Origin of the sequence: Kitasatospora brasiliensis (assembly GCF_032654805.1) — a bacterium.
Classification (GTDB): domain Bacteria; phylum Actinomycetota; class Actinomycetes; order Streptomycetales; family Streptomycetaceae; genus Kitasatospora; species Kitasatospora brasiliensis.
In genome coordinates, this window is record NZ_JAUOOW010000005.1 from 556,213 (window position 1) to 571,806 (window position 15,594).

The 15,594-nt window shown below is 72.0% G+C and carries 12 protein-coding genes; 3 read left to right on the plus strand and 9 right to left on the minus strand.

Annotated features, from left to right (window positions below; translation table 11 throughout):
* Window positions 1-60: 60 nt before the first annotated feature.
* From QWJ13_RS22030 to QWJ13_RS22045, 4 genes are all read right to left on the minus strand, one after another.
* Entirely contained in the window at window positions 61-1,569 is a 1,509-nt protein-coding gene (locus tag QWJ13_RS22030; RefSeq protein WP_316526533.1) for an AI-2E family transporter, read from the minus strand.
* A 491-nt stretch (window positions 1,570-2,060) separates the two neighbouring features.
* A complete protein-coding gene (locus tag QWJ13_RS22035) occupies window positions 2,061-2,816 on the minus strand; it encodes an aggregation-promoting factor C-terminal-like domain-containing protein (protein WP_489753398.1) in 756 nt (251 codons plus the stop codon).
* Between the two features lie 451 nt (window positions 2,817-3,267).
* Entirely contained in the window at window positions 3,268-4,602 is a 1,335-nt protein-coding gene (phoH2, locus tag QWJ13_RS22040; RefSeq protein WP_316526535.1) for an RNA 5'-3' helicase PhoH2, read from the minus strand.
* Window positions 4,603-4,820: 218 nt separating this feature from the next.
* Window positions 4,821-5,615, minus strand: coding sequence for an isoprenyl transferase (locus tag QWJ13_RS22045; protein WP_316526536.1), 795 nt, complete (start codon window positions 5,613-5,615; stop codon window positions 4,821-4,823).
* A gap of 401 nt (window positions 5,616-6,016) precedes the next feature.
* Between QWJ13_RS22045 and QWJ13_RS22050 the strand changes: the two genes are divergently transcribed.
* The gene (locus QWJ13_RS22050) at window positions 6,017-7,612 is read left to right on the plus strand and encodes a chitinase (RefSeq protein ID WP_316526537.1); all 1,596 of its coding nucleotides are present in this window, start codon (window positions 6,017-6,019) and stop codon (window positions 7,610-7,612) included.
* A gap of 184 nt (window positions 7,613-7,796) precedes the next feature.
* Here QWJ13_RS22050 and QWJ13_RS22055 read toward each other — a convergent pair whose 3' ends face one another.
* Window positions 7,797-8,516 carry a prepilin peptidase gene (locus tag QWJ13_RS22055; RefSeq protein WP_316526538.1) on the minus strand — a complete coding sequence of 240 codons (720 nt, stop codon included), beginning with the start codon at window positions 8,514-8,516 and terminating at the stop codon, window positions 7,797-7,799.
* A 257-nt stretch (window positions 8,517-8,773) separates the two neighbouring features.
* On the opposite strand from QWJ13_RS22055, the gene QWJ13_RS22060 reads away from it, so the two are divergent.
* Window positions 8,774-9,988, plus strand: a complete 1,215-nt coding sequence (locus QWJ13_RS22060) for a pyridoxal phosphate-dependent aminotransferase (RefSeq protein ID WP_316526539.1) — start codon at window positions 8,774-8,776, stop codon at window positions 9,986-9,988.
* A 224-nt stretch (window positions 9,989-10,212) separates the two neighbouring features.
* On the opposite strand, the gene QWJ13_RS22065 is transcribed toward QWJ13_RS22060, so the two are convergent.
* A complete protein-coding gene (locus tag QWJ13_RS22065) occupies window positions 10,213-12,039 on the minus strand; it encodes a phosphoenolpyruvate carboxykinase (GTP) (protein ID WP_316526540.1) in 1,827 nt (608 codons plus the stop codon).
* 284 nt (window positions 12,040-12,323) lie between these two features.
* On the opposite strand from QWJ13_RS22065, the gene trhA reads away from it, so the two are divergent.
* Window positions 12,324-12,998: a PAQR family membrane homeostasis protein TrhA gene (trhA, locus tag QWJ13_RS22070; RefSeq protein ID WP_316526541.1), complete on the plus strand. Its 675-nt coding sequence runs from the start codon at window positions 12,324-12,326 to the stop codon at window positions 12,996-12,998.
* Here trhA and QWJ13_RS22075 read toward each other — a convergent pair.
* The 3 genes from QWJ13_RS22075 to QWJ13_RS22085 all read right to left on the minus strand — a co-directional run bounded on the left by QWJ13_RS22075 (window position 12,969) and on the right by QWJ13_RS22085 (window position 15,584).
* Window positions 12,969-13,550 (minus strand): hypothetical protein, encoded by a 582-nt coding sequence (locus QWJ13_RS22075; protein ID WP_316526542.1) that lies wholly within the window; start codon window positions 13,548-13,550, stop codon window positions 12,969-12,971. The genes trhA and QWJ13_RS22075 overlap by 30 nt on opposite strands.
* A 433-nt stretch (window positions 13,551-13,983) precedes the next feature.
* A complete protein-coding gene (locus tag QWJ13_RS22080) occupies window positions 13,984-14,907 on the minus strand; it encodes a hypothetical protein (RefSeq protein WP_316526543.1) in 924 nt (307 codons plus the stop codon).
* Between the two features lie 8 nt (window positions 14,908-14,915).
* Entirely contained in the window at window positions 14,916-15,584 is a 669-nt protein-coding gene (locus tag QWJ13_RS22085) for a papain-like cysteine protease family protein (protein WP_316526544.1), read from the minus strand.
* Between the last annotated feature and the right edge of the window lie 10 nt (window positions 15,585-15,594).

Genomic DNA, 15,594 nt, shown 5'->3' on the forward strand with positions numbered 1-15,594 from the left:
GGAACGGGCCCCGTCCGGACATCTGTCCGGACGGGGCCCGTTCCCGTGCATACGCCCCCGCTACTCGGCCGCGGGCCGCGACCGCGCGGACGCCGGGGCGGCCGCGGTGCGCTCGGCGGCCTCGCGGGCGGCCTCCAGCGCGGTGAAGACGGCCTGACCGGCCTCGTTGCGCCGACGCAGGTGGCCGACCACGGTGTTGATCACCGCGATCAGCGGGACGGCGACCACCGCGCCGCCGATGCCGCCGATGATGCCGCCGGCCGCGACGCCCAGCACCACGCCGAGCGGGTGCACCCGTACGGCCCGGCCGAGGATCAGCGGCTGGAGGATGTGGCTCTCCACCTGCATCACCACCACCAGCACCACCAGCACCATCAGCGCCGTCCACGGCCCCTGGGTGACCAGCGCGATCAGCACCGCGACGGTGCCGGTGATCAGCGCGCCGACCAGCGGGACGAAGGCGCCCAGGAAGATGATCACGGCCATCGGCATCGCCAGCGGCACCCCGAGCACGTCCACACCGATGCCGATGCAGACCGCGTCGATGAAGGCCACGCAGACCGTCCCGCGCACGTACGCGGTGAGCGTCGTCCACGCCTTCGGACCGGCCCCGGCCATCGCGAAGCGGGACTGCCGGGGCAGTCCGCGCAGCGCCCAGTTCCAGATCTTCGCGCCGTCGTAGAGGAAGAAGAAGGTGGTGAAGAAGGTCATCAGCAGCGCGGTCAGGATCTCGACGGCGATCTGCGCGCCGGTGATCGAGGCCGAGGTGAGCTGATCGGTGTTGGTGGTGATCGCCTTGGTGATCTGGTTGGCGAAGTCGGTGATCTGCTGCTGGGTCAGGTGCAGCGGCCCGGTGACCATCCAGTCCCGCAGCTGGTTGACGCCGGTCTTCACCTGGGTGGTGACGTCCGAGAGGTTGGTCGTCACCTGCCAGACCACGAACCAGCCAACCAGGCCGATTCCGGCCAGACCGCTCAGGAACACCCCGCCCGCCGCCAGCGAGCGCGGCACCCCGCGCCGGCGCAGCCAGGAGACCGAGGGCTCCAGCAGCGCGGTGATCAGCAGCGAGGCCAGCACCGAGAAGGCGACCAGCCGCAGCATGTCGACCACGTAGAAGAGGACGTAGAGCGCGGCGCCCAGCAGCAGCAGCCGCCAGGTCGACTCGGCGGCCACCCGCAGACCCCACGGCACCGCCTCGGCGGGCGTGGCCGGCCGGCCCGGGTGGTACTCCCGGCCGAGCCCGGCGTGCGAGACCGGTACGGGCGGGGCGGCCGGGGCCTCCACGGCGGACGGCGGGGCCTCCTCGGCCACCGGGTCCGCGGGCACCGCCACGTCCGCCGGCAGCACCGCCGGGGCCGGGTCCGTCCGCGGGACGGGTACCGGGCCGGCGGCCAGGCCGATCGCCTCGGCCGGCGCCGGGACGAAACCGTCCGTCAGCGCCGGGACGGCCGACTCATGGGGGTCGGCCGCCATCGCGGCGCGCCGTCTCCGTTCGATCACGGCGGCCGCGCTCGCCACCACGGCCATGCCCTTGGCCACGGCCTTGAAGGCCTTTCCGCCCCGCGCCATCCTCGGTACCACCACTCCCCTGCCGAACCCGCCGTGCCAGGCGGTACGCCGCGCTTCCCGCCGCGGCCGTCGGGGATGACGCTACCCGGCGAGGGCGTGGTGAGTCCGATCGCCGGCCTGTTCGACTCGAACCATCCATCCTGATGAACCGGACAAACCGCCATGTTCCATCTGGTTTCGGACAGACTTCGCTGGGGAGGAGTCGGGACGAGACCCCGGAGCCGAACACCCGAGGTCGCCCCACGGCCAACTGCCGGCGGACCGGTCGGCGCGGAAGGCAACCAGGACCCCTTCCCGCGCCCCGCGTCCGCAACAGGGCCGCACCGCCCGAGGGCGCACTGGTCAGCGCGGCCCGGGCGGCGCGGTCCGCCCCGACACCGCGCACTCCGGCGCACCCGCGCCGGAGAACGCCGCGGCCCCCGGCCGTCCGCCCGGGAAGGGGCGAACGGCCGGGGGCCGCGATGAACCGCGCGGCTACGCCGCGGCGGTTCCTAGTACCACTGGTGGGCCTGCCAGAACGACCACGCGCCACAGGGGCTGCCGTAGCGGCTGTTCATGTAGCTCAGGCCCCACTTGATCTGGGTGCCCGGGTTGGTGCGCCAGTCGGCACCGGCCGAGGCCATCTTGTTCCCGGGCAGCGCCTGGACCAGGCCGTACGCACCCGAGCTCTTGTTGGTCGCGGTGTAGTCCCAGCCGCTCTCGCGCTTCACGATCTGGCTGAAGCACTGGAACTGCGCGTCGTTGCCGACGATCTGCCGGGCCAGGTCCTGGACCGAGCCGGGGCTGACCGAGACGGCCGGCGCGCTGTCGTCGACCGCGGTCATCGCCGAACGCGACTTGGAGCGGTTGGCGGCGGCCTCGTCGGCCTTCCGCTTCTCGTCCGCGGCCTTGGCGGCCTTGTCCGCCTCGGCCTTCTCCGCGTCGGCCTTGGCCTGAGCGTCGGCCTTCGCCTGGGCGTCCGCGGCGGCCTGCTGGCGCGCGGCCTCCTCGGCGGCCTTCTGCTCCGCGGCGGCCTTGGCGGCAGCGTCGGCGGAGGCCTGCTGGGCGGATGCCTGCTGGCCGATGTTGTCACTGATGGTCTGCGCCTGGGCGCCAGAGGGGACTTCGGCAAGCAGGGTCGCGCCGGCGACATCGACCGTCTGCGTCGTCTTGCCCTCGCTGCCCGAGGCCATACCCACGACGGCACCGACAGCGGTGACGGCGGTGGCGGAGGCCACAGCGACTCCCCGGACCGAGATCCGAGTCACATGGATTCCTTCCAGCATCGCCCACGCGTGACCGTACGGGCGCAAGATGCCCCTTGGCACGGACCTCCGCACGGTGCTCTGGTCACGGGAGGTGCTGGCCCGGCGTCCGGCCGAGGTGAGGCGACCGGGCGTTGGAATCGGGCGGCGTACGGCTCAACGGTCTTCAATTGTGTGTCCACCGACCGGAGTTGGCGGACCTTCCGGGGCCGGACTTCCAGAGTCCGGAAGCCCTGCCGCGCCGTACGCGGGGCCTGACAGAACCCTCACCATGCCGCACCGGGTGCGGTCGACGCAATTCCCGCTCGCGTGGCGCATGTCACATTCACCGTGCGACGGTTCCCCGAACGGAAAGCACTCGATGTGATGAAACGGATGGGGCCCACTCCCTCAGGAACGGGCCCCGGACCGCGAGTTGACCGTATTGTCCGACTATGCCCTGATCAGGGACGGATCACGGGTTGATGTCCTCCAGCATCTCCGTGACCAGCGCCGCGATCGGCGAACGCTCCGAGCGGGTGAGCGTGATGTGGGCGAAGAGCGGATGACCCTTCAGCTTCTCCACCACCGCCACCACGCCGTCGTAGCGGCCCACCCGGAGGTTGTCCCGCTGCGCCACGTCGTGGGTGAGCACCACCCGCGAGCCCTGGCCGATCCGGGACAACACCGTCAGCAGGACGTTCCGCTCCAGCGACTGCGCCTCGTCCACGATCACGAAGGCGTCGTGCAGCGAGCGCCCCCGGATGTGGGTCAGCGGCAGCACCTCCAGCATCCCGCGGGCGATGACCTCCTCGATCACGTCCGGAGTGGTGACGGCGGAGAGGGTGTCGAAGACCGCCTGGGCCCAGGGGCCCATCTTCTCCGCCTCGCTGCCCGGCAGGTAGCCGAGCTCCTGGCCGCCGACCGCGTACAGCGGCCGGAAGACCATCACCTTGCGGTGCTGCCTGCGCTCCAGCACCGCTTCCAGCCCCGCGCACAGCGCCAGCGCCGACTTGCCGGTGCCGGCCCGGCCGCCCATCGAGACGATGCCGACCTCCGGGTCGAGCAGCAGGTCCAGCGCCACCCGCTGCTCGGCGCTGCGCCCGCGCAGCCCGAACGCCTCGCGCTCGCCGCGCACCAGCCGCACCCGGCCGTCGCCGGTGACCCGGCCGAGCGCGCGGCCGCGTTCCGAGGTCAGCACCAGCCCGGTGTGGACGGGCAGCTCGGTGGCGCCGTCGACGTCCACCCCCACGTCGTGGCCGGCCGCGAACAGCGCGTCCACCTGGTCGGCCGGGACGTGCAGTTCGGACATGCCCGTCCAGCCGGAGGTGATCGCCAGCTCCGCCCGGTACTCCTCGGCGAGCAGGCCCACCGAACTGGCCTTGATCCGCAGCGGCAGGTCCTTGGACACGACGGTGACGTCGTAGCCCTCGGCCTGGAGGTTGCGGGCGACCGCGAGGATCCGGGTGTCCGCCTCGCCGCCGCCGGCCCGGTAGCCGACCGGCAGTATCGACACGTCGGAGTGGTTGAGCTCGACCCGGATGGTGCCGCCGAGCTCACCGACCGGGATCGGCTCGTCGAGCCGGCCGTGGCGGATGCGGTAGTCGTCGAGCAGCCGCAGCGCCTGGCGGGCGAAGTAGCCCAGCTCCGGGTGGTGCCGCTTGGCTTCCAGCTCGGTGACGACCACCACCGGAAGGACGACCTCGTGCTCCTCGAAGCGGGTCATGGCGAGCGGGTCCGCCAGGAGCACGCTGGTGTCGAGAACGTACGTGCGCCGGTCTGGTGTCCGGCGGCTCTTGGAACTGACCACTAGGCCTCCAGAGCGGATGACCCTGCGTCATCCGCGTCCAGCCGGCCCCCGCTGCCCCGGTGGCCTCGGGGCCGGACTGAGTGGAGTATTCCCAGGCGGGGAACGGTGCATTCGCGCCCCGGGAGAACTGACGGATCATTGCCGGTGAACGTTTGGCCGCGCGCGGGCACCGGGTAGGCCCCGCCTACGGCGGTCATTTCCCCGCGCGGCCCCGGCTGTTACAGACCCATCCGCCGGTTGCGCTGCTCGTAGGCGCGCAGCGCGCGCAGGAAGTCGACCTTGCGGAAGGCCGGCCAGTACGCCTCGCAGAAGTAGAACTCGCTGTGCGCGCTCTGCCAGAGCAGGAAGCCGGACAACCGCTGCTCGCCCGAGGTGCGGATGATCAGGTCCGGGTCGGGCTGGTCGCGGGTGTAGAGGTGCTCGGAGATGTGCTCGACGGTCAGGATCTCGGCCAGTTCCTCGATCGAGGTGCCGCGTCCGGCCTGTTCCTGGAGCAGCGAGCGGACGGCGTCGGCGATCTCGTGCCGGCCGCCGTAGCCGACCGCGACGTTGACGGTGATCCCGTCGATGTCGGCGGTCTGTTCGGCGGCCCGCTTGAGCACGTCGGCGGTGTGCTGCGGGAGCAGGTCCAGCGCGCCGACCGGGTTGACCTTCCAGCGGCGGGCGGCGGCCAGGCCGGTGACGGCGTCCTCGATGATGCCGAGCAGCGGGACGAGCTCGTCGGCCGGGCGGTCCAGGTTGTCGGTGGAGAGCATCCAGAGGGTGACGACCTTGACGTGGGTCTCGTCGCACCAGCCGAGGAACTCGCTGATCTTGTCGGCGCCGCGCTGGTGGCCGTAGGCGGTGGAGCCGCCGGTGGCCTTGGCCCAGCGGCGGTTGCCGTCCAGGATCACGCCGATGTGGCGCGGGGTGCGCGCGAGGTGGACCTCCACCCGTCGGCCGTAGAGCCGGTACATCCCGCCGAGCAGGGTGCGCAGCCCCGGCGTCCGTTCGGCGACATCGCGCAGACCCATCTTTCCGGCCCCTCCGTACTCGTTACAGCTGGTGCCTCTCAGCCCCCGGCGCAGCCTACTCCCGCGCACAGGGGCCCGGTAAAGCCGCAGGTAGCAGTCTTGTCACGGTCCTGTGCGAAGTCTGTCGCGACAGGTGTGTCGAGGGTCGTCCGGGCGGGCCGCAGGGGTGTCGCGGGGCGCCCGGGACGCGGACACGGAACGGTCTCCGAATCCTTAACGGAACCGTAAGCCGTCCGTCCGATGCTTGACGACCCGCAATGGTCTAGTCCAGCTTTTGATCCGGGACGAAACGAATCCTCCCCTCGTCCCACCGGCTCATCTCGGACGCAACAGCCCTCCCCCACACGCGGCCGCCGCGACCCCCACCGCGGCGGCCGCTCCTCCCCCAGGAGCGTCGCCCCATGGCCCGTACGCTGAACCAGCCGTCGCACAAGCGCCGGCGCAGCCCCCTCCCGGCCGTCGCGGCCGGTGCCACCGCCCTCGCCCTGGCCGGCGGCGGCCTCGCCCTGTTCGCCGGCGGCGCCAGCGCGGCGGTCGGCAACCTGGTCGCCAACGGCGGGTTCGACAGCGGGCTCGGGGGCTGGACCTGCACCGGCGCCGCGACCACCGTCTCCTCCCCGGTGCACTCCGGCACCGGCGCGCTCCAGGCCACCCCGGGCGCCGGCGACACCGCCGAGTGCACCCAGACCGTCAGCGTGCTGCCGAACACCAGCTACACGCTGAGCGCCTGGGTCCAGGGCTCGTACGTCTACCTGGGGGCGCGCGGCACCGGCGGCACCGACCCGTCCGTCTGGTCGAACCAGAACAGCTGGAACCAGCTGTCCAGCACCTTCACCACCGGGGCCAACACCACCAGCGTCACCGTCTACCTGCACGGCTGGTACGGCCAGAGCGCCTACCTGGCGGACGACGTCGCGCTGGTCGGCCCCGGCGGCACCGGCACCCCGTCGCCGACCGCGACCCCCACGCCGACGGCCACCGCCTCCCCGACGCCGACCGCGACGCCGACCCCCACCCAGACGGCGACCCCGAGCCCCACCGCGACGGCCACCCAGACCGCGACGCCGACGCCGACCACCACCCCGAAGCCCCCGACCGGCCTGCCCGCCCACGCGGTCACCGGCTACTGGCAGAACTTCGACAACGGCTCGACCGCGCAGCGCCTGAGCGACGTCCAGAGCGCGTACGACATCATCGCGGTCTCCTTCGCCGACGCGGTGCCGACCCAGACCGGCGCGATCAGCTTCACCCTGGACCCGGGCCTGTCCAAGGCCCTCGGCGGCTACACCGACGCCCAGTTCCGCGCCGACATCAAGGCCAAGCAGGCGGCCGGCAAGAAGGTCGTCCTCTCCATCGGCGGCCAGAACGGCGCGATCACCGTCGGGAACGCCACCGCCGGCGCCAACTTCACCAACAGCGCCTACGCGATCATCAAGGACTACGGCTTCGACGGCATCGACGTCGACCTGGAGAACGGCGTCCAGGCCGGCCCGCTCGGCGACGCGCTGCACGCCCTCCAGGCCAAGGTCGGCCCCGGCTTCATCCTGACCATGGCCCCCGAGACCATCGGGATGTACAACACCTCCGGCGCCTACTTCCAGCTGGCGCTGAACACCAAGGACATCCTCACCGTCGTCAACACCCAGTTCTACAACTCGGGCGGCATGAACGGCTGCGACGGCAAGGTCTACACCCAGGGCACCATCGACTTCATCACCTCGCAGGTCTGCACCCAGATCCAGGGCGGCCTGCGGCCGGACCAGGTGGGCATCGGCGTCCCGGCCTCCAGCAAGGCGGCGGGCGGCGGCTACGTCTCCCCGACCGTGGTGAACAACGCCCTGGACTGCCTGGCCACCGGCAACAACTGCGGGAGCTTCGTGCCGCCGGCCAAGTGGCCGACCATTCGCGGCGCGATGACCTGGTCGACCAACTGGGACGCCAACAACGGCAACGCGTTCTCCAACACGGTCGGCCCGTTCGTCCACAAGATGCCGTAAGGCAAGAGCAGGCTCCGGCCACCAAAGCTCAACTCCCCCCGGCGCGCCGCCCCTTGAGGGTGGGGCCCGCGCGTCGGCGGCGGGGCCCGTCGTACCCGACCGGTACGGCGGGCCCTTCCGTTTCCCTCCCCCTCCACGGCCGGCTGTCGTTCATCACCGGCTGTCGCTCATCACCGGCTGGCGCTCACCGGGCCAGGACCGCGGTGAGCGCGCCGAGCAGCAGGAACGGGCCGGCCGGGAGGGTGAGCCCGCGCACCGGCCGGCGGCGGGCCAGCGCGGCGGCCGCCCGCAGGGTGGCCCACAGCCCGGCGAGCACCACCGCGGCGAACAGCCCGCCGAGCGCCACCGACCAGCCGTACCAGCCGAGCAGGGCACCCAGGGCGAGCCCGAGCGGGGAGTCCCCAGGGCCCAACGCGCCCAGCCAGACGGCGAGTTCGAGCACCGCCCCGACGGCGAGCGCGACCAGCAGGCAGCGCAGCAGCGCGCTCGGATCCGCCTCGGCCAGGGCCGCGTTCACCAACAGCGCGGCCACCCCGCCGAGCAGCGGTGTGGTCAGCCGGTACGGCAGCCGGCGCACCCGGGCGTCGACGAAGCCGAGCACCACGCCGAGCGCCGCCGCCCAGGCCAGCGCCAGGGTCACCACCAGCAGCCGGTCCGCCGCGTACGCCACCGCGACGGCGGCCGCCACCGCGACCGGCTCCACCGTCCAGGCCCCGGCGCCCAGTCGCCGCCGACACCCCGGACAGCGCCCGGTCGGCGGCAGCAGGCGCACTCGTCGCCCGCACGCCGGGCAGGCGTCGCACCAGGGCTCGCCCTCCGGCACCGCGAACCGGGCGATCCTCCCCCGCAGCACCGGAGCCGCCAGCAGGCCGACCAGCACCGCCACCACCACGACCGGGACCACCGGCGCACCCCCTCCTCGACCGACGCACCGGCCACATCCTCCCGCCCTGGTGTGCCGTCCGTCTCGTTCCCCCACAGCCGCGCGGCGGCGCTCCTCGCGTACGGGGGCAATCCGGACATCCGGCCGCCGATTCACAAGGCCGCCCGGGGCCATCGCCTGCCGATCCAAGGGGGCCTCCGAGACCCTCCCGGGCGCCTTCCCGGAGACCGGTCGAACGGGCCGTCCGTACGCCGTCCGTACCCCTAAAGTAGGCGGACATGCAGGTCATCCAGTCCAGCAAGCTCGCCAATGTCTGCTACGACATCCGCGGCCCGGTGCTCGACGAGGCGATGCGGCTGGAGGAACAGGGCCACCGCATCCTCAAGCTCAACACCGGCAACCCGGCCACCTTCGGTTTCGAGGCACCCCCGGAGATCCTCCAGGACATCCTGCGCAACCTCGCCAACGCCCACGGCTACGGCGACTCCAAGGGCCTGCTCTCCGCCCGCCGCGCGGTGGTCATGCACTACGAGGAGCGCGGGCTGCACGGCCTCTCCGTCGACGACGTCTTCCTCGGCAACGGCGTCTCCGAACTGATCCAGCTGGCCATGACGGCGCTGCTGGACGACGGCGACGAGGTGCTCGTCCCGGCGCCGGACTACCCGCTGTGGACCGCCTCGGTCTCGCTGGCCGGCGGCACCGCGGTGCACTACCGCTGCGACGAGCAGTCCGAGTGGTACCCGGACCTCGCCGACATCGAGGCCAAGGTGACCGACCGGACCAGGGCCATCGTGGTGATCAACCCGAACAACCCGACCGGCGCGGTCTACCCGCGCGAGGTGCTGGAGGGCATCGCGGAGATCGCCCGCCGGCACCAGCTGGTGGTCTACGCGGACGAGATCTACGACAAGATCCTCTACGACGACGCCGAGCACGTCCCGCTGGCCACCCTGGCCCCGGACCTCTTCTGCGTCACCTTCAACGGCCTGTCCAAGGCGTACCGGGTGGCGGGCTTCCGCTCCGGCTGGATGGTGCTCTCCGGCGACCGGCGCCGGGCCCGCAGCTACATCGAGGGCCTGACCGTGCTCGCCTCGATGCGGCTGTGCGCCAACATGCCCGCGCAGCACGCGGTGGCCGCGGCGCTCGGCGGACGGCAGTCGGTCAAGGACCTGGTGCTGCCCGGTGGCCGGCTGCTCGCCTCGCGCGACGCCGCGTACGAGCTGCTCAACCAGATCCCGGGGGTCAGCTGCGTCAAGCCCAAGGGCGCGCTGTACGCCTTCCCCCGGCTGGACCCGAAGGTCCACAAGATCAGGGACGACGCCCGGATGGTGCTCGACCTGCTGCGTTCCCAGCGCATCCTGCTGGTCCAGGGCACCGGCTTCAACTGGCCCGAGCCGGACCACTTCCGGCTGGTCACGCTGCCCCGGGCGGAGGAGATCACCGAAGCGGTGACCAGGATCGGCGACTTCCTCGGCGGTTACGTCCAGCCGTAGCACCGGTCGCGAAAACGGCGCCGGTCGCGAAAACGGCACCGGTCATGAAATCGGCGCCGGTCATGGAAACGGTGCCGGTCGTGGAAACACTACGGCCGGAGTCCCGGCCCGGGTGATCTCCTTGGTCGGGGAAGACCACCCGGCGGAACTCCGGCCGTCCTGCCGCTCGGCGGGGCGCGCGGTTCGTGCCACGCGCCCGCCGTTGTCGCGGCTGAGGCTCAGGCTCAGCCGAGACGCGCGACGAGGTTCCGGTACTCGTCCCACAGCTCCTTGGGGGTGTGGTCGCCGAAGGTCTCCAGGTGGGCCGGCACGAGGGCGGCCTCCTGGCGCCAGATGTCGGCGTCCACGGTGAAGAGCAGGTCGAGGTCTTCCTGGGACAGCTTCAGGTCGCCGAGGTCGAAGCCCTCCACGGTCGGCAGCACGCCGATCGGGGTCTCCACGCCCTGGCCGGTGCCCTCCAGGCGCTCGACGACCCACTTCAGCACGCGGCTGTTCTCGCCGTAGCCCGGCCAGACGAACGCGCCCTCGGCGTTCTTGCGGAACCAGTTGACGTAGTAGATCTTCGGCAGCTTGGCGGCGTCGGCCTGGGCGCCGACCTTCAGCCAGTGGGCGAAGTAGTCACCCATGTTGTAGCCGCAGAACGGCAGCATCGCGAACGGGTCGCGGCGCAGCTCGCCGACGGTGCCCTCGGCGGCGGCGGTCTTCTCGGAGGCGATGTTGGCGCCGAGGAAGACGCCGTGCTGCCAGTCGAAGGACTCGGTCACCAGCGGGACGGCGGTGGCGCGGCGGCCGCCGAACAGGATCGCCGAGATCGGCACGCCCGCCGGGTCCTCCCACTCCGGGGCGATGGTCGGGCACTGCGCGGCCGGCACGGCGAAGCGGGCGTTCGGGTGGGCGGCCGGGGTGCCGGACTCCGGGGTCCAGTCGTTGCCGCGCCAGTCGGTCAGGTGCGCCGGGGGCTCCTCGGTGAGGCCCTCCCACCACACGTCGCCGTCGTCGGTGAGGGCGACGTTGGTGAAGACGGTGTTGCCCCAGAGGGTCTCGATGGCGTTGGCGTTGGTGTCCACGCCGGTGCCGGGGGCGACGCCGAAGAAGCCGGCCTCGGGGTTGATGGCGTAGAGGCGGCCGTCCTGGCCGAAGCGCATCCAGGCGATGTCGTCGCCGATGGTCTCGACCTTCCAGCCCGGGACGGTCGGCTGGAGCATGGCCAGGTTGGTCTTGCCACAGGCCGAGGGGAAGGCGGCCGCGACGTACTTGGCCTCGCCGTTCGGCGGGGTGAGCTTCAGGATGAGCATGTGCTCGGCCAGCCAGCCCTCGTCGCGGGCCATGGTCGAGGCGATGCGCAGCGCGTAGCACTTCTTGCCGAGCAGGGCGTTGCCGCCGTAGCCCGAGCCGAAGGACCAGATCTCCTTGGTCTCCGGGAAGTGCGAGATGTACTTGGTGCTGTTGCACGGCCACGCCACGTCGGCCTCGCCCTCGGCGAGCGGGGCGCCGACGGTGTGCACGGCCTTGACGAAGTCGCCGTCCTCGCCGAGCTGGTCCAGCACGGCCTGGCCCATCCGGGTCATCACGCGCATGGAGACGGCGACGTAGGCGGAGTCGGTGATCTCGACGCCGTACGCGGCCAGCGGGGAGCCGACCGGGCCCATCGAGAAGGGCACGACGTACATCGTGCGGCCCTTCATCGCGCCGCGGAAGAGGCCTTGCTCGCCCTGGAAGATCTCCCGCATCTCGGCGGGGGCCTTCCAGTGGTTGGTCGGTCCGGCGTCCTTCTCCTGCTCGGAGCAGATGAAGGTGCGGTCCTCCACGCGCGCCACGTCGGACGGGTCCGAGGCGGCGTAGTAGGAGTTGGGGCGCTTCTCCTCGTTGAGCTTCTTGAAGGTGCCCTGAGCCACCAGCAGGTCCGCGAGGCGCTGGTACTCCTCGTCGGAACCGTCGCACCACTCGATGCGGTCCGGCTGGGTGAGCTCGGCGATCTCGCTCACCCAAGCGAGCAGCTGCTTGTGGTGGGTGGGCGCGGATGCGCTGAGAGCAGAGATCTCGTACGACACGATCGCTCCGTTTCACGCCATCTCGGCGGGGAGAAGGCGTCGCGGGGGTCTGAGGGTTCTTGCAGCGTAGCTCCGGCCTCAAGGCCTGAACGGGGCGAAGCGGCGAAATTGACGCACCTTTTACTACAGCCAGTATGATTACTAGCCGGTAACATGCCACCCAAGGCCCGGACGGAGTGCGCGGCGCCACACTTCAATTACTCCAAAACGTCTAAGAGTGACGATCGCCACTTCCTACGAATGAGTAACCTACGGGACCGTAGGTAGCGGGTAGCATCCTGCCCATGACTGCTGCTGTGCTCGCGGAGAGCGCACTCACGGAGAGCAAGCCGAAGTGGCGCGGCTGGCTGCACGCCGGGATGTTCCCCGCCACGGTCGCCGCCGGGATCGTGCTGATCTGCCTGGCCGACTCCCCGTCCGCCAAGATCGCCTGCGCGATCTACTCGGTCACCGCCTGGCTGCTGTTCGGGGTCAGCGCGGTGTACCACCGCTTCGACTGGGGCCCGCGTGGGGACGCCGTGCTGCGCCGGCTGGACCACGCGAACATCTTCCTGATCATCGCGGGCACCTACACGCCGTTCACGATGCTGCTGCTCAAGGGCGCGAACCAGCAGATACTGCTCTGGGTCGCCTGGGGCGGGGCGCTCCTCGGCATAGCCTTCCGGGTGTTCTGGGTCGGCGCGCCACGCTGGCTCTACACCCCGGTGTACATCGCGCTGGGCTGGGCCGCGGCCTTCTTCCTGCCGGACTTCCTGCACGCCGGCGGGGTCGCCGTCCTGGTGCTGATGGTCGTCGGCGGGGTGCTCTACAGCATCGGCGGCGTGGTGTACGGGCTCAAGCGGCCCAACCCCTCACCGCGCTGGTTCGGGTTCCACGAGGTGTTCCACGCCTTCACCCTGGGGGCGTTCATCGTCCAGTACGTCGGCGTCTCACTGGTGGCGTACAGCACGGCCGGCTGATCCCGGCGCACCCCGACGGGCGGCCGAACGGTCCACGGACCGGACGGCCGCCCGTTCCGCTGTCCACGGCCGCTCGTACGGGGCCCGGAGCTGGGGGCGGCGCGGGTACGGCGGGTGGTCGGCGGCGCCGGGCTCGGGCTGCGCGGCCGGGGCCCGGAACGGCTCGTGGGTGTGATGGTGCGCGTCGTGCGCGGCGGGCTTGGGGTTCGGCTCCTCGCGCGGTTCGCGGCCGGCCGCCGGCTGCGGTGCGGTCGGCGCCGGGCGCGACTGCCGGGCGTCCAGCGCCTCGCGGGCCCGGCGGCAGCGCTCGCAGTGCGCCGCGTCCGGGGTGCCGCGGCGCGGGCGGTGCCGGACCGGGGCCGGCCCGCCGTGCAGCGCACGCCAGCGGCGGGCGACGTAGACCATCAGCAGCAGGGTCTCGGCCCCGGCGACCGCCAGCACCAGCGCGGCGCCGTTGATCAGATAGGCCGCCACCACGGCCAGCGCGGAGCCCACCACCACCGCCGAACCCCACACCTGGGCGCTCGTCTGCCTGTCGTCCGCGTCGGCCACTCCGGTCCCCTTTCCCGGTGCCGGGCTCGTGGTCGGCTCCCGCCGCCCCACCCCTTCTCCGCTCTCGGCACACGTCGGCCAGCACTGACCGATTGCCACATCGTATCTACCGACAGTCATGGACTACCGCCCCGGGGCGGCGAACGCCAGATCAACGTTGCGTCAATTCCTTGTGCTGGACCAGCACTTCCAGGACACATCGCGGAGCGTGGGACCGCGGCCGCCATCGGCGCCGCCACCACCGAGGCGGTGCCGCACTGGGCGGCGGGCGACGGGCGGGAGGTCGCGACGCTGGTGGAGCGCGCCTTCGCGCTGCCGGGAGCGGGTTCACGGGGGCGTGAGCGGCTCCCCTTATATGCGCCTCCCCTCCTATGCGCTCCTCTCTATAAGGGGATAGCGGGGCCCGGCCTGAGCGGCCGGACCCCGCACACCGTCAGCCGCGGCGGACGCCCGTCCTGCGTCGCAGCACGGCGCCCGCGCCCACCAGCGCGGTGACCCCCAGGGCGGCGACCGCCGTCGCGGCCGGCAGCGCCGACGAGCCCGCCGGGGACTGCGACGCCACGGTGTCCACTGCGGCCTCCGCCTGATCCGTCCGGTCCGTCTGATCCGCCTGATCCGCCTGATCCGCCTGGTAGCCGCCGCCCTTGCCGTCCCGGTCGTACGCCGAGCCGGGCAGCTTGTCCCCGTACCGCTGGTGCACCAGCTGCTGGTACGCGGCCAGCGTCACCCCGCCCTCGCCCACCGAACGCCGGGCCTCGTCGTCCAGCGGCAGCACCCGGCCGTCGCGCAGCACGTACCAGGCGTTGACCTGCGGCTCGCGGAAGGCGGTGCCGCCGCCGCTGTTCGCCGCCTTCGCCGCGTAGTCGCCCTCGTCTGCGCCCGAGGCGATGTTGACCACCTTCCAGCCCCCGCCCTGCCGGACGGTCCAGACCGAGGCGCTCTGCCCGTCCGCCGCGACCACCGTGCTGGCGGTGAACTCGGCCTTCGCCACCGGAGCGCCCGGGGCGCCGGCCACGAAGGCCGGATCCAGGACGTACACCGGCACGGTGTCGCCGGCCAGCCGCGGGGCGGCCGCGCTCGCCGCCCGCGCCTCCTCGGCGGCACCGATGGTCAGCTGCTGGGTCGGCGGAACGCCCTTGCGGGCGAAGAAGTGGCCGACCTTGTCGAGGACAGCCGGGTCCTGCACCGCGCCGCGGGCCTGCGCCAGCTCGGCGGCGGGCACCGGGGCCGGGGCCTGGGCCTGGGCCTGCGGGGTGTCCGCGTGCGCGGCCGGGGCGAGCGCCAGCGCGAGGCCGGCGGTGAGCAGGGCGGTGGCGGCGGCGGTGGCGGCCCGACGGCGGCTCGTGGTCTCGGTCATGGTCGCCCTCACGCGCCGATCCGGTACAGGGAGTGGGTCCAGGAGAACGTGCCGTTGCTCACGTAGTACCAGTAATCCGCCCAGTTGTAGCGGTAGTTGGACGGCCATGGGTCGCCCCAGTAGACCCAGTTGTTCGTGGTGTCGTAGCCGTACAGGACGTGCATGTGGCCGCCGCCCGAACTCCACTGGATGCGCGTCTCGATCGGGCGGTCGGCGTTCACCTCGGACTGCACGGTGCTGTAGTTCAGGTACCCGCTGACGTACGAACCCGGCCTGATCCCGGCCCAGTTCAGCCCGTTCTGCACATCGCCCAGGGTGGCCTGGTTGTTGGGGCAGACGGAGTTGGCGGAGCGGCCGAACGCGGCGTTGCAGAACTGGTTCTGGCTGTAGTTGTAGCCGAACCAGGTGGCGATGGTGTTCCCGCTCGCCGCCCAGCACCAGTTGGTCTGCTGTTGCTGCTGCATGCTGATGTTGAGCGTCTTGGACGTGCCGGCCAGGTTGGCCGTACTGCCCGGAGCGGCCGCCGGGCGGACCTGGTGCGCGGCGCGGACCTGGGCCGGGGACTGCGCCGGGGCGGCCACCGCGGGCGCCGCCACCGCGGCGGTGAGCGCCGGGCCCAGCACACCGAGGGCGAGCAGTGAGACCGCGCGGCGCAGCCGTATCCGTGGAACTGGCATGGCGAAATGC